Below are 17,821 nucleotides of genomic sequence, written 5' to 3'. Positions count from 1 at the left end.
CCCTTTTATTTCGCGGGTTAATCAATCTTGTTTACTTGCCTTAAACAAAGCGTCTTTTTCTTCCTTGCTGAGGCTAGCGTAACCAGATTTGGAGATCTTGTCCAGAATACTGTCTATATACTCTTGGTTGGAAAAGGTAGTTCTTCCTTGCTCTCTTTTTTGCGAGGGTCTTTCATTGATGACTACTTTTAGCCTCCTGGTTTTCTTCCTTTTGAACATTTTACTCCAGTCGTTACCCCGCTGTAATTGCTTTATATATATAAAGCCGAACAAAGCCCCAGCCAAATGCGCTACGTTTCCCCCTACATTTCCTCCTCCAAGGCCGATGACACTGAGCACCGTAAAGGCGATAGCCAAATACTTTAAGCGCACATTACCAAAAAACAACAGGCGTATGGTATAATCGGGCACCAAAGTGGCCGCCCCAGCCACTACAGCATAGATACATCCCGAAGCACCAATCAGCAAGGTCTCTTGTTGTGCAAATGATGGAACGAGATTATAGATAGCTAAAAAGCAAATGCTTCCCAATAACCCACCGGCTAAATACGTGAATAGAAACTGCCTATTGTTCAAGAAATCCAAAAAGATGTTGCCCATCCAGTATAACCACAGCATATTGAACAATAGATGAAAAACCTCAAAATGGACAAACATGTTGGTGAATAAGGTCCAGGGTCTGAACAATAGCCTACCGAGGCCGGAGGGCATAGCCAACATGTCACTCAGTACCGGCCATATGGCTGTGCCCGAAAGCCTATCGACCACTGCCGCTACTGCAACCACTAAAAAAATTAATACATTAACAGCTATTAACGTATAGGACGGGTTTCCAGAACGAAACGCTGTATAATATAGCTCGCTAAAAACAGATTTGTTCATTTGTAAACAGTTTCTCCCTTAATGGGCTAATGCAATATTGCGCCAAGCTCCTTGATTGTCCTTGACTGAAATTGCCCTATAAAAATAGCCATTAATTCAATTATTCAAAAAAATATGCTCAATATCGCCACACATCACGTCTTATTCCCCACAACTTGATGAGAATAAAACCGAATAGAGCGCCTCCCAAGTGGGCAAAATGGGCAACCGAATCGCCGGAAAATTTTGCTACGCCCAAAAATAATTCCAAAACGATATAGATTGGGATAAATACCTTGGCTTTTACGGGAACGGGAATAAAAAGCAGCATCAGTTCAGTATTAGGAAATAAGAATCCAAAAGCGACCAGCAAACCAAATATGGCACCAGAGGCGCCTACCATGGGAGTCATGTAAATAGAAGCAATCGTCTGTAAATCCGACCTACTCAATCCAGGGTGGTTTGAATAAATCATGCCCTCCTCAAAGTTGAAAGAAACCACACTACTTGCTCTGACCGTGCCTGTCAAATTATATAATTCGATCGCCTGAACGCCAAATTGCAAGACCAAGGCTCCAAGCCCAGTAATGAGGTAAAATTGTAGGAAACGCTTGGAACCCATGACCTGTTCCAGCACCGGACCAAACATGAACACAGCAAACATGTTGAAAAAAATGTGCCCTACCCCTCCATGCATAAACATATAGGTAATGGGCTGCCATATATGAAACTGAGGGCTATCGGGATAATACACTCCGAACAAAAGGTTTGCTTTCATAAAGATCATACTCCCCACAAAGCAAACGAAGTTGGCAATCAACAGGTTTTTAACTACAGGGGGCAATTGGGAAAATGGCGGCATATATTATATTTACTAATGTCTAAATACTAAGTACTATTATCTAACTACTACATTATCGCTCAAATTTTTCGAGCAAATCTTTCATGGTAAAGGTAACTATTATAGGCTTTCCACTCAAAGAAATATTGGGTGAGGTACAAGCAAATAGTTTGTCCACCAAGTCAGACATCTCCTCCGGACTTAAGTATGTTCCTGATTTGATGGCTGCATTTCTTGCCAAACTACGTGCCAAGTTCTCCCTTTTATCAATTTTCAACTCCGATTGGTTGTTCTTATACGCTTCTAAGAGCTGCTCCAGGACCTGTGCTTCGCTGATGCCCGAAGACAAATCGGCAGGAATGCCTTCTACCACAAAAGTATGACGACCAAATTCCCTGATCTGAAAACCCAATGACTGGATATCGGGAAGCAAATCCTTGATCAGTTCAAAATCGGCCGCTTGCAGGGAAATCGTTTGAGGGAAGAGGCTTTGCTGGCTGGCCCCCTGCCTACTTTCCAGTTGCTGCAAAAAACGTTCGAACAAAATCCGCTCATGCGCCGCTTGCTGATCTATCAAGATAAAACCAGACCTGATCTGCGATAGGATAAACTGGTTATGCAGCTGAAAGATGGCCTGATTCTTCACCATATTGCTATCCGAAGGCATTTCTTCTTGGTGCAAATTCAGCTGCTCTTCTTTCTCCTTTTGCGTAATTTGGTAAAGTGTGTCCCAGTTACCGGGCATACCCGAAGAAGAAGGTCTGTAATTGTACTTACCGGTAGATGGACTCTTGTCGCTTTCCGTTTCCTTATCTGTCTGAAACGGATTGAATTGCGGATTGAAGCTAACCGCAGGCGGTACGATATCCTCCATCTTTTTGGGCGTTATCATCTGACTGAAACCCGTCTCCTGCTCAAAATCGAGGCTTGGCGTGATGTTGTAACGCCCGAGCGATCGTTTCACGGCCGAACGCACTATGGCATAGATAGACCGTTCATCCTGGTACTTGATTTCCGTTTTGGTAGGATGCACATTCACGTCAATCTGTGCCGGGTCAATCTCTATAAACAGGACATACAGAGGGAAAGTATCTGCCGGAAGTATTTCGTCATAGGCGTTCATCACGGCATGGTTGAGATAAGGATCTTTTATAAAGCGACTGTTCACGAAGAAATATTGCTCACCCCTGGTTTTTTTTGCATATTCCGGTTTTCCCACAAAGCCCCGAAGGTTGATGATGGTCGTTTCTTCCTCTACGGGTACCAACCGTTGATTGTAATTGTTGCCAAACAGATGTACGATGCGTTGCTTTAGCCCCTCGGCAGGCAAGTGGAACAGTTCATTGCCATCGCTATGCATCGTAAAAAAAATATCAGGATGAGCCAATGATTGACGCTGGAACTCATCGATGATATGCCGCATCTCAGATGGATTGCTCTTCAAGAAATTGCGCCTGGCAGGCGTATTGAAGAAAAGGTTTTTGATGGCAATGCTTGTCCCCGCCGCGGTAGCCACGGGCTCCTGGCTGACCACCTGTGTGCCTTCTATCACAATGCAAGTCCCCAATTCATCTTCGTGCCTTCGGGTCTTCATCTCCACATGGGCTATGGCCGCTATGGAGGCCATTGCCTCTCCGCGAAAGCCCATGGTACGAATGGCAAACAAATCGTCGGCCTTCCTCAACTTGGACGTAGCGTGGCGCTCGAAGCACATACGCGCATCGGTAACGCTCATGCCGCACCCATTGTCTATGACCTGAATCAAGGACTTGCCCGCATCGCGCACGATAAGCTGTATTTTGTCTGCCCCGGCATCTATGGCATTTTCCATCAGTTCTTTCACAGCAGAGGCCGGACGCTGCACCACCTCTCCCGCCGCAATCTGATTGGCTACCGCATCGGGCAACAACTGGATAATATCTGACATATTGCTGCGAAGTTACGAATTAGCCTTGTGACAGCAAATCCAATCGCCGCTCAAACCGTGCTATTTCCTCCTCATCCGTATCAAAGGCGCACATAAGCCGCACCTCGTTGATATGCTCGTCCCAAACGTAGAATTTCACTTCTTCTTGCAATGGCGCAATCCATGCCTCGGGCATCGTGGCAAAGATGGCATTTGCCTGTACAGGCTTTGTGATAACGATCTGGGGGAATTTATCCAATACCTGCAGCAACTTTTGAGTAGCAGCTAATGCCTGTACCGCATATTTACGCCAAAGCTCCTGCTTTAACAATGCCAGAAATTGTACGGCGATAAACCTGTTCTTTGAGCTCAACTGCATGCTTCTCTTGTGCATATAAGGCCCCTTTTCCCATAGAGCCCTATTAAATAGCAGTACGGCCTCTCCATATAACATACCCAATTTGGTACCACCCAGTGATAGCACATCCACACCTGCGGCATGGATAATGTCTGACAGGGAGCATCGAAGCGCAGCTGCTGCCATGAACAATCTCGATCCATCCATATGCAATAGCAAGCCTTTGTCTTTCGCGACCTCTTTGAGCGCTTCTAATTCCTGCAGGGAATATACCGTACCATATTCCGTACATTGGGTAATACTAAGCACCTTAGGCTGGGCAAAATGCATATCCCCTTTCCTGATGACGGCTCGTGCAACTACCTCTGGTGTCAATTTTCCCTCGTCATCAATAGGCAAGGGTACTAGGCGCGTGCCCAAATAAGCTTCTGGCGACGTGCTTTCATCATTGTAGATGTGTGCACATTGGGCACACAGAACGGACTCGTAGGGCTGCAACATGCAGCTCAGGCCAAAGACATTGGCTCCCGTTCCGTTAAAAACCAAATGCAGGCTCAAGTCCAAGCCTATAAGTTCTTGCAGTTTATTCTTTAGCTGCTCGGTATATCCATCTGCACCATAAGATGATTGGTGCTCTTTATTGGCCTCAAAAACAGCCTCCAATACTTCTGGTACGGCGCCAGCATAGTTGTCACTTGCGAAAGATTTCATCAGGCCAAATATCGCAATAAACGCTTAATGCCATAACTTATATTATTACTTAGGGTGCACAACAAATTTCCCCTTACAGTCGGCCGTCACTGCGAGATGGAACGGCAAAGCAGTCTGGCAAACAAAAAAGCAGATTGCTTCTTCATTACATTCATCAAAGACGCTTTTTTTGTTCAAATAGGATTTTTGTCGTGCACGCCATTACTTATTAGGTACAGTGCTCTATTTATCTCCATTTGCGGCTTAGGTACCTACGCACAGGGATGTCGTAGACCTTCATAGCCAAATAAGCAAAGCCCACCAGCAGAACAGTCCCTATACTTATGATTATGGCAAGCTGCAAAGTACCGGGATGATTGTCGTTGTAATAATCGGCAAATACCCACATCACCGCATAATGCGTCATATACAGCGGGTAGGAAATATTTCCCGAAAATGTACACACTTTTGTCAGCCAGCCATCCTGATAAGTACCTGCCCCCAAAGAAACGATCAACGGAAAATAAAAGAGGACAACCGCCAGCTCAACCAGCCAGTTTTTGGCAAAAAAGGGTAGGAGAAATGCCGATAGCAGCAGCAGGGAAAGCCCAAAGAAACCCAATTTCGTTCGGATGATCCAATTGGAACGACAAATAAGCATTCCTGCCAAAAAGGAGTAGCCTATGCGTGCACCCCCATCCCAAAAGGTCTCTCCATTCCATCCCCCCATTACGGAATCGCTATTATAAGCCACATAAAACAAAGCGAATGCCATCAACAGGGCCAGCAATAGCAAGTACTGGCGAGCCATTTTTCGGAAGATGAAAATATACGCCAGGTTGGCCACGTATTCCCAAAACAGGGACCAAGCAGGGGCGTTCAGCCCAAAAAGGTTGAAAAACCTATCTTCCATAACCGGGAAAGGGATGAGCAATAGGGAGCAAACAACTATCAAGATGATCGTGCCTACATCATAGTTGTCTGCCGATCCGCCAAAAGGGTCAAAAAGAAAGGTCAATAAGCCCAAGACAGTTCCGAGCACTACTAGTGGGTGCAACCTTATCAACCTCCGCTTGAAAAAAGCGAGCTTGCCCATTTCTCCGGTCCGATCATCATAAGCATAGGCGATGACAAATCCAGACAGGCAGAAAAAAAAGTCGACGGCCAAAAAGCCATGACCGATAAAGTTCTGGCTAGGTAAATATACTATTTCCATAAAATGGAAAACCACAATAGCTACCGCCGCAACTCCTCTTAACCCATCCAGTATTTGAAAATGCCGCTTACTCTCTAACATGCCTAGGCCAATTTATTTAAGCATCAAGATTACCAAATAATCGGCATTCTACCAAATACCCTTACCTTCGCAGGGTGAAACGACTACTCTTTATTCTCCTATTGCTATTACCTTGTGCTTTGTATGCACAGGTACTGAGAGGCAAAGTCGTAAAAGTAAGTGACGGAGACACCTTTGTCTTGGAAACAAGCAGCCTTAAGCGACACAAAATCCGATTATACGGCATCGATTGTCCCGAACTTGGGCAACCTTATGGCCGCGAGGCAACCATGTTTTTGACCGATGCACTAAAAGGAAAACAGATACAAGTCCATGTAAAATATAAGGATCGTTACAAAAGACATGTGGCGATAGTCTATGTAAATAAAAAGTGTATCAATGAAGCACTGCTAAAAGCCGGTTTGGCCTGGCACTATACCCAGTATGACAGGAACAAGCAATGGAGCCACATGGAGGTTGCGGCCCGCAGCCAAAGAAAAGGCCTTTGGAAACAGTTGACTCCGGAAAGCCCCTGGGCATATCGCAAAAGAGCAAATGCGAAAAAGAAAGTCGCCCTGCTGACACCTATAACAAGAAACGATATATCTTGGGTGTTTATCCGTTCTTCACCTCTTATTTAACACAAGTATGCAACAATACGAAAAAACGAAACAGGCCTTGCGGCAAGCTACAATGGAATACATCAACCATCGTATTAGCAATGCCCTGCAAGCCATTGCTGCTGCCCGCGAGGCCACGCATGATGACACCAAGAGCAGCGCCGGCGACAAGTACGAGACCACGCGCGAGATGATGCAGCAAGATATCACGCGCAACGAGAAACTGCTCATGGAAGCACGAAGCATGGAAACGGCAATGACACAGATCCGCATAGACCTATCGAGCAAGATAGTGGGACCAGGAAGTGTGATAGAGACCGGTGCAGGGAAGTTTTTCATGGCAGTAAGTGCTGGCAAGCTCAATGTGGAAGGCAACACCTATTTGGTTATTTCTCCGGCCTCCCCCATTGGAAAGCTGTTCATGGGCAAGAAAGACGGAGACAAGGTAAGCTTCAATAATCGTACTTATTTTATTAAATCAGTATGGTGATTATGTTGTATGCCCTTTATTAACTTCAAAGGAGCTATTACCTCCTCCTACCCAACATTCTCCTGTAAATAGACAGGAAAAACAGCAAGAGCCCAAGCACCACACTACCTATGAAGAGGGGATTGCTAGGTGGCAGAAACAAGATGGCCACAAAGCAGCAGATGATGACGAATAGATAGACGTAAGGGAAATAAGGAGAGGTTACTAGTTTCTTCATTAATTCGTTCGTTTATTGAAGCCGCAATGTATTGCGGCGGTACTTCAGCATTGCGTTTCCATGCGATATCTCACGTCTCACGTCTGACACTTATTGCCTACTTGGCACCACACATACCCCTATATCACTTACCTGTTTCAAGGGATTATCACGCATATTTTGCTCGATTTCTATCTTGTATGTTCCCGTATCGGGAAAATAATATCTTCTCTTAAAAGCCGCTTGGTAAGTGTACAAGCCCCCGCCCCCTTGTCCAAGCCATCGGCCATCGGCGTCCGCAAGTTTCAATTGAACGCGATCCGTATTCGTCTTGCCATTGGGATTTCTCTGCCGCACTAAGACATAAATATTAGAATACTTGTATTCCCCAGTCACCCTTAAATTGAGCTTTAAATCATAGGCCTGAGTAGTATCCTTTATGGGCACATCAAATGAAGGATGAAAGCTATATGCCCAATCTCGCTCTGGAATGGCACGAAACTCGTCGATCACGGCACCTTGTTCGCAAGAGCAAACAAAAAGAACAAAACAACAGGCAGCAATCACCAGCATCGGACACCACCTAGCCCTGCTCCCCGCCGTTCTTTGGTTGATTGTCCTTCCCATTTCTATTCTTATAACGCCTTTTGTTATTCTTTTTCCGTGCTGCCCCTTGCTTGATAGGTACTCCATCAGCATTGACAACAGGAGTAGTGCCTGGCGTTTCACCTTTATTTTCCTTTGTATTATTGGGACGGCTTGGCTTTGCTTGCTGCTTATTGCGCTGCTGCTTTTCGCTCTTGCCTTCGCCAGCTTTCTCCGTCATATTGGAAGCTGTCTTTTCCGAGACACCCCCTTGTGCATTTTTATTCTTGCTCCTGCCGCGATTTTTTGATTTTTTCCTTTTCCTGCTTTTATCGTCCAACCTGGTCAAACTGTCCTGCCCCACCACGTTCTCATAGTCAAATGAAGCCGTTGGTTCTGTCAGAGGTGTATTTGCCTGAACATCCACGATATCGTCAAGAATCTCGCCTTCTTTATTTTTGGCGGCTATTTCCTTTACCTGTTTTGCGTCCAAGGCAATCCAGTTTTCGTCGCCCTTATAACTAAACCACATCATCTTTTTGAAGATGTCCGTTTTTTGTAGATAGGCTATCCCTCTTTTTGTCTCCAGCCGGTCTATATCGGAAGGGACGTCCTTGAGGGCATCCATATAGGCATCCAATTCATAGTTGAGGCAACACTTCAATTTGCCACATTGTCCTGCCAGTTTCAGCGTATTGAGGGAGAGGTTCTGGTAGCGAGCAGCGGACGTGGAAACGGTCTTGAAGTCAGTTAGCCAAGTGGAACAGCACAATTCGCGGCCACAGGAGCCTATACCTCCCAACCTGCTTGCTTCCTGACGCATACCGATCTGACGCATCTCTATACGTATGCGAAATGCCTCGGCCATCCTCTTGATCAGCTCCCTAAAGTCTACTCGGCCATCGGCCGTATAATAGAAAGTGGCTTTGGTTCTATCTCCTTGAAAGTCTACATCGCTGATTTTCATCAAAAGCCCCAGATCCAATGCCAACTTGCGGGCACGATGCATCGTCTCCCACTCCAGGTTCTTCGCGGCTTCGTATTTTTCCAGGTCATTGGCTGTTGCCTTCCTGAATATCTTTTTCTCTACCGCTTCTACCTGCACTTTGTTCTTCTTCATCTGCAGGCGTACCAGCTCGCCGGTAAGCGACACGTGGCCTATATCGTAGCCTCCAGCTCCGGTTTCCACTGCCACTGGCTCGCCCATCTCTAAGTATAAATTATCCTTATTGATGTAAAAATCCTTTCTAGATCCCTTGAAACGAATTTCTACGATATTGAAGGCTATATAGTTTGCTGGCATATCCATATCGCTTAGCCAGTCGTAAACATCCAATTTATTGCATCCATTGGTCATACAAGACCCGTTGCTTTGGCAACCTGCGGGCGCACACCCACCTCCGGATGAACAGCTACTGCATCCCATATTATTTTATATATTGAGTCTCGCCCGAGCACTTCGGGGAGAACGTTTAGCGATTTAATAACAAAATCAATTGCAAAGATACATCTAAAAATAGTATTTTAGGGTTGGCATTACGTTCTATATAATAACTCGCCCTTTCAAACAAAGAAATACTGGCTACCAACTGGTCAAGATTCAACGTAGCTGAAAACTTGGAGACGAAATCCAACTCTTCTTCCGTGACATGAACCAACTGACCTGCACTTTCCTTGTGCAATACCACTTCGCGCATCAGATTAATGGCGTAAATTAAGAAACTTTTTTGGTTTTCCCTGCCCAAGGAGGCTAATTTTGATTCGGAAATATCTATGACGGACAGTACCTTGCTGTTATAACAAGCTCTCAACCAATCTCGAAAAAGATAAAAATAGTCGTTGGTTCCTTCAGCAATCAAGTCAATTGCCCGCTGCAAATTGCCGTCGCTGATATATGCTACCTGCGTAGCCTTGTCTGCCATCAGGTGTTTTTCCTCCACCAAATAGCTGGCGAGGCTTTGCTTATCTATCGCATTTACCTTTACCAGTTGCGTACGGGAGATAATGGTGTTGAGCAGCTTATCCTGATTTTGTGCTACCAACAGGAACAGGGTCTTTTCAGGCGGTTCCTCGATGAGCTTCAGCAAGGTATTGCCATTCTTGTCCAAATACTCCGGCAGCCACATGATCAGGACTTTATAGGGAGCTTCAAAAGCCTTCAGGCTGAGCTTCTGGATAATCTGATGGCATTCAGCCACATTAATATTAGCTTGCTTGTTGCCGGCATCCAGCTCATTGCGCCAAGCATCTAGCCCCAAGTAAGGGTTTGACAGAAATGCCTTACGCCACTTTTCTATAAATAAAACAGCGGTATCCGAAGAGCTGGACGAAAAGAAGGGGTAGGAAAAATGGAGATCGGGGTGTACCAGCTTGGCATACTTCCTGCACGACGAACACTCGCCACAGCTATCCGTTGCCGAAGGCTGCTCGCAGTTGATATACTGCGCATAGGCCAATGCCAAAGGCAAATTGCCACTACCCTCGGGCCCCAAAAAGAGTTGCGCATGGCTCACCCGGCTCTCCCGTGCCGTATTAATAAGGTGATTTTTAATTGCTTGCTGACCAATAATATCCTTGAACTGCATTTTTCTTTTGCCTTTTCCGATTATAGCCCGTAGTTTTGAACCGCAGCTAAGCGACAAAGATACGGATTATGCGGATAATGGCCTTTGACTATGGTACGAAAAGAGTGGGAATAGCGGTCACCGATCCATTGAAAATTATCGCTACGGCGCTGGACACCGTCCATCCGAAGGATCTAATTGAATACCTTAAGAGGTACCTCTTGCAAGAGCCAGTGGAAACGTTTGTCGTGGGCATGTCTAGCAGGCTCGATGGTAGCCCCACGCATTCCACCCCGCACATCAAAGGTTTTATTACCACGCTGAAGAAACATTTTCCACATATTCCAATCGCTATCATTGACGAACGCTTCACCAGCAAGATCGCTTCGGCCAGTATTGCACAGAGCAATATGGGTAGGATCAAACGTCAAGACAAATCCCTTATTGACAAAGTGTCTGCCGTGATCATACTGCAAGATTACATGAAAACATTAGAAAGTTATTAAAGTAAATTTTCTACTTTTGTTTAGTGATAGACATCATGAACGAACTGCTAATCGACTACCTGAATGAACATTGTGATGCAGAATCGTCTTTGCTTCGGCGCATAGACCGAGAAACGCATCTGATGGAGACCATGCCCCATATGCTTTCTGGGCACCATCAAGGCAGAGTGCTTGCCTTTTTAAGCAAGTTGATACAACCAAAAAACATATTGGAGATAGGTACTTTCACTGGTTATGCCACACTTTGTTTGGCAGAAGGCCTTGCTCCAAACGGAACGCTACACAGCATTGACATCAATGAAGAGCGTTACGATCGGGTATCGTCCTATATAAAGGAAGCAGGCTTGAAAGATCGGATACAATTGCATATCGGAGATGCGCAACACATCATCCCAGAACTTACGGAATGGTTTGACTTGGTGTTTATCGATGCCGATAAAAAGAACAATCAGCACTACTATGAGCTGGTATTGAACAAAATCCCATCAGGTGGGGTTATCCTCATAGATAACGTACTCTGGAAAGGAAAGGTTCTGGAAGAGGCACCTGATAAGCAAACCAAGCAAGTATTGCAGTTGAATGAATACATCACAAAGGACGAAAGGGTAGAGAAGGTAATACTTCCCATACGGGATGGCATATGGATGATACGCAAAAAATAAAGGTTATGATCGCGACACAGCGTTTCCTTTGCTTCATTTTGTTGGCATGCTTTTTTGCGGCCTGCCAAACCAAGAAATCCTCGATAGAAAGGCCTGGTAGGAAAACATTTGGCCAGTCTGCCAAAAAACCATCCATTAAGGCTCCCGAGGATAAACCTGCTAAAGTGGAGGAAATAGAACGCGTAAAAAACACCCAAGCTCCATCCGAAAGCAACGCAAGCAGGCAACAGCCGGAAAGCGGTAGCACCCCGGTATCGCCCAGGGTAATAGATGACGCAGTATCCAAACCCCAGTACAGCACTTCGGCACAGCAATATATCGAACGCTACAAAAGCATTGCTGTGCGCGAAATGAACTTGTACGGCATCCCCGCTAGTATCACCCTGGCCCAAGGCCTACTGGAGTCTGGCAACGGCAATAGCAGTTTGGCTATACAGGCCAACAACCATTTTGGCATAAAGTGCACGTCCGATTGGCAGGGTCCTTCTGTATTGAAAGACGACGATGCCGTGGATGATTGCTTTCGTTCCTACACCACGGCAGAGGAATCCTACCGCGACCATTCGCAATTCTTGCTCAGAAAACGATACGAACCGCTGTTCGAACTGGAAAAGAATGATTATATGGGCTGGGCACACGGTCTTAAGAAGGCAGGATATGCTACCAACCCAAAATATGCCGACTTATTGATCGGCCTCATTGAACGTTATGAACTTAACCAATACGACCAGGCGGAATCTTCCTTGGAGAAGAACAGGCGTGAAGAGCGCGTACTGCAAGATATAGCGGAGGTACCTCCGCAAAAAGAGGCAGAAGAGGCTGCCGCCAAACCGCCTGTAGCCATGAAGATACATGAAGTGAGGCGAGGAGACACCCTGTATAGTATTGGCAAACTCTACGGCCTGACGGTAGATGATATCAAAACCTTGAACGATATAAGCGACGAAAAACTGAGCATAGGACAGCTTTTGCTGGTTTCTAAATAGCGGCCTACCGTTAAATTGTGTGAAATCCCAGACAATTTACGCCTAGCTTTGCTATTTTTGCGACACGTTGAAACGTCTACTGTCCATATCGACCATTTTATTGCTCTTCGGCATGAAGGCCATCGCCCAGAATGTGGAGGGGATTGTGTTTGACAAAAGTACCAAGCAGCGAGTGGCCAAGGTATATGTCTATAACCTCGCCAATGATGATATGAAATATAATGACAAGCGCGGAGAATTCAATATTGCAGGTACACTGGGAGACACCCTAATTGCGGTAGCCAAAGGGTATTATGCCGATACCGTAGTAATAAGGAATAATAAAGCAGTCATTTTCAACCTACAACGTTCCAGCATTTGGCTCAACGAAGTAAGTATAGTAGCCAGAAAATCTCCCACAGAAGTTCTCAACCAGCGCAAGCAGGAATTTGACAAGGCATATCGCGAGGGAGCCGTTGGCAATGTGCTGTCCGTCTCGCCCATGGGTGGTGCGGGTCTCAGTATTGACGCATTGTACAGTCTCCTGAGTCGGAGAGGAAAGAACGCACGGCACTTGCAAGAGCTGATCGAAAGAGAGTACCAGGACAATGTCATCGACTCCAAGTTTACACCAGAGATGGTCACTAGCATCACCAATCTAAAGGGTGCTGCGCTGCAAGATTTCATGCAGCAATATCGCCCCACTTATTTTTTTGTCAGCCAAGCAAACGACTATAATATGGGCCAATATATTAGAGACTCATACCGCAAGTACAAACAAAATCCAACTTCCAGAAGATTGCAGCCATTGCCCAAAATAGAGCCGGAAAAAAAATCGGAAAACTAAATAAGGCGAAAAAGCGTTCTTCTAATGTGAAACTAATTCTATCTTTGTAAAATTACTAAATAGCTGTATGATATACAGTCAGATTAATTCCAGACACGGCTTTAGCAAAGTGGTATTGATGAAACAGATTTTTATCTTTTTATCGTTTAGCCTTGGCTTCATCTCCAGCCTATCGGCACAAGAGTATGATCTAGACGATTTGAAACAAGTGCCAAAAACAAATAGTCTCCCGGTCAGAAGACCTACATTAGGTATTCAGCCAGTCAAGATGCCCGAAAAACAAATCGATTTAAAAGTAAACTATTGGCGCAACTGGACTACATTTGGCATCAACGCCAATCAGGCCTCCTTTAGTGACAACTGGCAAAACGGTGGAGTCAATTCCATTTCTGTGGGAGCAACGTTCAACTCCAAATTCGACTACACCAAAGAGGATAGAAACTTCATTTCGGAATTAGACTTAAAGTACGGTAGACTACAGAACAAGGATCAGCTAGCGAGAAAGACTAATGACCGTATGCTATGGGACAATAAATATTCCATCAAATTTGCTAGGAAATGGTCATTTTTTGCTTCGCTTACTTTTGAATCGCAGTTTGACAACGGATTCACCTATGGTAGCGGATCGTTGGGGCAGGACACCATTACCAGGAAAATCTCCAGTTTTATGGCTCCTGGCTATTTGACTGAAGCGCTTGGGGTGGAAGTACAGCCGGACAAGACCTTATCCATTCGTTTTGGTACGGGTACAGCGCGCCAAACTTTCGTCCTAAGAGATGACGTGCTTCCTCCAACTAGCGAAACAGACACCCTACGTTTTGGTATCCGTCGTCCAGGAACCTTCCGAAATGAACTTGCATTTCAGCTAGTATCTAATTTGGACCGAAATCTGAGCTCCAACATCAATATCAAAGCGCGTTATGCTTTCTTTGCCAACTATGAGGATATGAGGAATGCCAGTCACCGCTTAGATGCGACATTGACGGCAAGGGTTACTAGGGTCATCAGCACCACTTTGAACGGCATTATACTCTACGATCCATTAATGGATCATGCCGTTCAGACATCACAATCAATCGCCATAGGAATTTTATACAAGTGGCCTAGATGACAGGATGCCTTCGTCAATATATCCAATATTTTTGCGGTATTACTGTGCTCTTAGTAGCTTGTTGGAGTTGTTCTTCCAAGAAGAAATATGCCGAAACAAACCTCATTTATCAACGGCAGGTGGAACAGATTGCTGAGGAAATAAAAAGCATACCCACAAATCCTACGGTTAAAAAACTTCCCGATTCGGCCAGTCTGTTGCCCGATCCCAGGCTAGAGGGACAGCGCGAGGAAGCAGAGTGGGTAGGCACCATCAACTTCAACATGCGCAGGCCCAACTTCATCATCCTGCACCACACGGCGCAGGATAGTGTGCAGCAGACTTTTCGCACCTTTACCCTTGCCCATACGGAGGCCAGCGCCCACTACGTGATAGGCAAAGACGGAAAAATCTATCAAATGCTCAACGATTACCTCCGGGCATGGCATGCCGGCAGCGGCAAGTGGCAGGGCATTACCGATCTCAACAGCATCTCTTTGGGCATAGAGCTCGACAACAACGGAAAAGCGCCTTATCCCGACGTACAGATACAAAGCCTCTGCACGCTCTTGGACAGCCTTTGTACCAATTACAAGATACCGAGGGCCAACATCATAGGCCATGGCGATGTCTCTCCCAGCAGAAAAATAGATCCCGACATTAACTTTCCTTGGAGAAAACTGGCTGAAAGGGGATTTGGTCTTTGGTACGACGAGCAGCTTTTCCAAGCTCCCCCCACTTTCAACCCGATGGACGGCTTGCTTATATTGGGATATGACATCAAACGTCCGGATGCAGCTATCCTCGCTTTCAAGCGCCATTTCCTTCCCGAATATCCACTAGACATTACATGGACAGACCATGCGCTCGCCGTATTGTACAATCTCTATTTAAAATGTAGGGACAGGTAAAATACCCGTCCCCACCATCTCTCTATCCTTTCTTTACCTCTTTAGCCCAAGTATCGCGCAACCCTACCGTTTGATTGAACACCAAATGATCGGCACCAGATGTGGTATCCAAGGTGAAATATCCCTTTCTGATAAATTGATATCCCTTACCAAGTTCAGCACCGGCCAAATCCGGCTCTATATAGGCCTTTTCGATAATCTGAAGACTATCGGGGTTTAACGTTGACTTGAAGTCACCATCGGTAGCCATAGGGTTTTCTACACTGAACAACCTGTCATAGATACGCACCGTGGCGGTCTTGGCATGGCCTACGCTCACCCAATGAATGGTTCCTTTCACCTTCATGCCGCTGGTATCTTCTCCACTCTTAGAGTTAGCTACATAGGAGCAATGTACCTCGGTTACGTTTCCATCGGCATCCTTCACAAAATCCTCACAGGTGACGATATAGGCGTGTTTCAGGCGTACGCTTAAGCCAGGTCCTAAGCGGAAGAATTTCTTCGGCGCATTTTCCATGAAGTCCTCCCGTTCTATCCACAGCTCTCTGCTGAAAGGGATATCCCTTCCGCCTTCTCCACCTTCCACTTCCGGATTGTTCTCGCCATGTAATACTTCCTCCTGCCCTTCGGGATAATTGGTGATGACCAACTTGATAGGATCCAGCACGGCCATGCGCCGCCAGGCCGTCTTATTGAGGTCTTCGCGAATGCAGAACTCCAACAGCCCCACATCTATGACATTTTCGCGCTTGGCCACGCCAATGCGATCGCAAAAATTGCGGATGCTAGCCGGGGTATAGCCCCTGCGCCTCAAACCACTAATGGTAGGCATCCGGGGATCGTCCCAACCTTCCACATGCTTTTCGTTCACCAGTTGCAGTAGCCTCCGCTTGCTCATCACCGTATAGGTCATATTGAGGCGGGCAAATTCATACTGTTTGGAAGGGAAAATCTCCAGCTGCGCTATTAGCCAGTTGTACAGCTCGCGATGTGGGATAAACTCAAGGGTACATACGGAATGCGTAATCTGCTCGATGGAATCGCTTTGCCCATGTGCAAAATCGTACATCGGGTAAATGCACCACTTATCTCCCGTGCGGTGGTGATGAGTATGCTTAATGCGGTACAAAAGAGGATCCCGCATGTGCATATTGGGATTGGCCAGATCGATCTTGGCACGCAACACTTTAGCACCATCCGGGTATTTCCCCGCGCGCATATCCTCAAACAATGCCAGGTTTTCTTCTACGGTCCTGCTTCTATAGGGAGTTGGCGTACCGGGTTCCGTAGGGGTGCCCTTGCTGGCCGCAATCTCATCGGCCGTACTATCATCCACATAGGCAAATCCTTTTTTGATCAGTGTTACGGCATAGCCGTACAATGTCTCAAAGTAGTCGGATGTATAGAGTTCCTTGTCCCACTGAAATCCCAACCACCGGATGTCGTTCTTGATGCTTTCCACATATTCTACCTCCTCCGTCACCGGATTGGTATCGTCAAAACGGAGATTGGTTTTGCCATGATACTTTTTGCCTAGTCCAAAGTTGAGACAGATGGACTTGGCATGGCCGATGTGCAGGTAGCCGTTCGGTTCGGGCGGAAAACGCGTCAACACACGTCCATCATGCTTGCCCAATTTTATATCTTCTTCGATGATTTCCTCCAGGAAATTCAGGGATCTTTCTTCACTCATAGTGCTGCAAAAATACGCTTTTCAAACAAAAAAGGCTGCCTCTGGAGGCAGCCTGAATACGATTATATATTAGGAAATCTTAGATTACTTTAACATTGACCGCATTTAAGCCCTTTCTACCTTTTTCAACCTCGTAAGAAACGTTGTCATTCTCACGGATCTGGTCGATAAGGCCAGAGGTATGAACAAAGATGTCGGCTTCACCTGAATTGGGGATAATGAATCCGAAACCTTTTGATTCATTAAAAAATTTTACTACTCCTTCTTGCATTGTATTAATTTATTGTATTAAAGAATGAGCAGTAAAGGTAAATGATAAATTTAAAAGTAAAAAGTAAATTGCTAAAAAAAGCCTTGGGTAGATTCAACTCACCAATGCAACATTTTGGTCTAAGGTAGCATAAAAAATGCTCTTGGGGTTTTGGTAATCTAGTTTTTTTCTTGGTCTTGCATTGATTTTGTACTGTATATTTCTGATATCCTGCCAGTTGAAGTCGTCAAACGACTGTTTTTTTGGTATGTACTGCCTGATGAGCTTGTTGGTGTTCTCGTTGGTACCCCTTTCCCAGGAGGAATAGGGGTGTGCGAAGAAGAAATCGGCCTTCAGTTTCTTTGCGATCAGCTTGTGCCGGGCGAACTCGGTGCCGTTGTCGGAGGTGATGGTGTGGACGCATTCCCTGTAGGGCAAGAGCATCTCCACCAGTGCCTTGCGCAGGCCATCGGCCTGCTTTCCCTCTTCCAGCTTGCGCATGAAGAGCAT

20 protein-coding genes are annotated in these 17,821 nt (G+C 45.8%); 8 read left to right on the top strand and 12 right to left on the bottom strand.

The window, feature by feature from the left end:
• Positions 1-21 precede the first annotated feature (21 nt).
• The 5 genes from A37S_RS0119495 to A37S_RS0119475 all read right to left on the bottom strand — a co-directional run bounded on the left by A37S_RS0119495 (position 22) and on the right by A37S_RS0119475 (position 5,953).
• The gene (locus tag A37S_RS0119495; RefSeq protein WP_028298435.1) at positions 22-882 is read right to left on the bottom strand and encodes a rhomboid family intramembrane serine protease; all 861 of its coding nucleotides are present in this window, start codon (positions 880-882) and stop codon (positions 22-24) included.
• A 118-nt stretch (positions 883-1,000) separates the two neighbouring features.
• The gene (locus A37S_RS0119490; protein ID WP_245586431.1) at positions 1,001-1,648 is read right to left on the bottom strand and encodes a rhomboid family intramembrane serine protease; all 648 of its coding nucleotides are present in this window, start codon (positions 1,646-1,648) and stop codon (positions 1,001-1,003) included.
• A gap of 127 nt (positions 1,649-1,775) precedes the next feature.
• Positions 1,776-3,629, bottom strand: a complete 1,854-nt coding sequence (mutL, locus tag A37S_RS0119485) for a DNA mismatch repair endonuclease MutL (protein ID WP_028298433.1) — start codon at positions 3,627-3,629, stop codon at positions 1,776-1,778.
• Between the two features lie 19 nt (positions 3,630-3,648).
• Positions 3,649-4,677 (bottom strand): threonine aldolase family protein, encoded by a 1,029-nt coding sequence (locus A37S_RS0119480; protein ID WP_028298432.1) that lies wholly within the window; start codon positions 4,675-4,677, stop codon positions 3,649-3,651.
• Between the two features lie 226 nt (positions 4,678-4,903).
• Positions 4,904-5,953: an acyltransferase family protein gene (locus A37S_RS0119475; protein ID WP_036603358.1), complete on the bottom strand. Its 1,050-nt coding sequence runs from the start codon at positions 5,951-5,953 to the stop codon at positions 4,904-4,906.
• Positions 5,954-6,027: 74 nt separating this feature from the next.
• On the opposite strand from A37S_RS0119475, the gene A37S_RS25415 reads away from it, so the two are divergent.
• A complete protein-coding gene (locus A37S_RS25415) occupies positions 6,028-6,573 on the top strand; it encodes a thermonuclease family protein (RefSeq protein ID WP_084163977.1) in 546 nt (181 codons plus the stop codon).
• A gap of 7 nt (positions 6,574-6,580) precedes the next feature.
• Positions 6,581-7,042 (top strand): GreA/GreB family elongation factor, encoded by a 462-nt coding sequence (locus tag A37S_RS0119465; protein WP_028298430.1) that lies wholly within the window; start codon positions 6,581-6,583, stop codon positions 7,040-7,042.
• A 37-nt stretch (positions 7,043-7,079) separates the two neighbouring features.
• Here A37S_RS0119465 and A37S_RS27250 read toward each other — a convergent pair whose 3' ends face one another.
• From A37S_RS27250 to A37S_RS25410, 4 genes are all read right to left on the bottom strand, one after another.
• The gene (locus A37S_RS27250; RefSeq protein WP_157278882.1) at positions 7,080-7,259 is read right to left on the bottom strand and encodes a hypothetical protein; all 180 of its coding nucleotides are present in this window, start codon (positions 7,257-7,259) and stop codon (positions 7,080-7,082) included.
• A gap of 90 nt (positions 7,260-7,349) precedes the next feature.
• The gene (locus A37S_RS0119460) at positions 7,350-7,865 is read right to left on the bottom strand and encodes a gliding motility lipoprotein GldH (protein ID WP_169719538.1); all 516 of its coding nucleotides are present in this window, start codon (positions 7,863-7,865) and stop codon (positions 7,350-7,352) included.
• Positions 7,822-9,249, bottom strand: coding sequence for a PSP1 domain-containing protein (locus A37S_RS0119455; RefSeq protein ID WP_028298428.1), 1,428 nt, complete (start codon positions 9,247-9,249; stop codon positions 7,822-7,824). Before A37S_RS0119455 ends, A37S_RS0119460 begins: the two co-directional genes overlap by 44 nt.
• Before the next feature lie 46 nt (positions 9,250-9,295).
• Positions 9,296-10,408, bottom strand: coding sequence for a DNA polymerase III subunit (locus A37S_RS25410; protein WP_036603373.1), 1,113 nt, complete (start codon positions 10,406-10,408; stop codon positions 9,296-9,298).
• A gap of 68 nt (positions 10,409-10,476) precedes the next feature.
• Here A37S_RS25410 and ruvX point away from each other — a divergent pair, with 68 nt between their 5' ends.
• The 6 genes from ruvX to A37S_RS0119420 all read left to right on the top strand — a co-directional run bounded on the left by ruvX (position 10,477) and on the right by A37S_RS0119420 (position 15,368).
• A complete protein-coding gene (gene ruvX / locus A37S_RS0119445; RefSeq protein ID WP_036603350.1) occupies positions 10,477-10,893 on the top strand; it encodes a Holliday junction resolvase RuvX in 417 nt (138 codons plus the stop codon).
• A gap of 35 nt (positions 10,894-10,928) precedes the next feature.
• Entirely contained in the window at positions 10,929-11,555 is a 627-nt protein-coding gene (locus tag A37S_RS0119440) for an O-methyltransferase (protein ID WP_036603346.1), read from the top strand.
• A 5-nt stretch (positions 11,556-11,560) separates the two neighbouring features.
• Positions 11,561-12,541, top strand: coding sequence for a glucosaminidase domain-containing protein (locus A37S_RS28055; RefSeq protein ID WP_036603370.1), 981 nt, complete (start codon positions 11,561-11,563; stop codon positions 12,539-12,541).
• Positions 12,542-12,608: 67 nt separating this feature from the next.
• Positions 12,609-13,367 carry a hypothetical protein gene (locus tag A37S_RS0119430; protein ID WP_157278879.1) on the top strand — a complete coding sequence of 253 codons (759 nt, stop codon included), beginning with the start codon at positions 12,609-12,611 and terminating at the stop codon, positions 13,365-13,367.
• A 67-nt stretch (positions 13,368-13,434) separates the two neighbouring features.
• Positions 13,435-14,478, top strand: a complete 1,044-nt coding sequence (locus A37S_RS0119425) for a DUF3078 domain-containing protein (RefSeq protein WP_036603341.1) — start codon at positions 13,435-13,437, stop codon at positions 14,476-14,478.
• Between the two features lie 44 nt (positions 14,479-14,522).
• The gene (locus A37S_RS0119420) at positions 14,523-15,368 is read left to right on the top strand and encodes an N-acetylmuramoyl-L-alanine amidase (protein WP_245586430.1); all 846 of its coding nucleotides are present in this window, start codon (positions 14,523-14,525) and stop codon (positions 15,366-15,368) included.
• 22 nt (positions 15,369-15,390) lie between these two features.
• On the opposite strand, the gene A37S_RS0119415 is transcribed toward A37S_RS0119420, so the two are convergent.
• The 3 genes from A37S_RS0119415 to A37S_RS25400 all read right to left on the bottom strand — a co-directional run.
• Positions 15,391-17,061 carry a glutamine--tRNA ligase/YqeY domain fusion protein gene (locus A37S_RS0119415; protein ID WP_028298422.1) on the bottom strand — a complete coding sequence of 557 codons (1,671 nt, stop codon included), beginning with the start codon at positions 17,059-17,061 and terminating at the stop codon, positions 15,391-15,393.
• Between the two features lie 79 nt (positions 17,062-17,140).
• Positions 17,141-17,332 (bottom strand): cold-shock protein, encoded by a 192-nt coding sequence (locus tag A37S_RS0119410; protein WP_028298421.1) that lies wholly within the window; start codon positions 17,330-17,332, stop codon positions 17,141-17,143.
• Between the two features lie 93 nt (positions 17,333-17,425).
• The coding region (locus A37S_RS25400) for an IS30 family transposase (RefSeq protein WP_051293202.1) at positions 17,426-17,821 on the bottom strand (396 nt) is incomplete at its 5' end.

It is taken from the genome of Olivibacter sitiensis DSM 17696 (genome assembly GCF_000427965.1).
In the GTDB taxonomy this organism is placed as follows: Bacteria; Bacteroidota; Bacteroidia; order Sphingobacteriales; family Sphingobacteriaceae; genus Olivibacter; species Olivibacter sitiensis.
The sequence above is the reverse complement of the archived record's forward strand: the minus strand, read 5'-3'. Positions and strand labels throughout refer to the sequence as shown.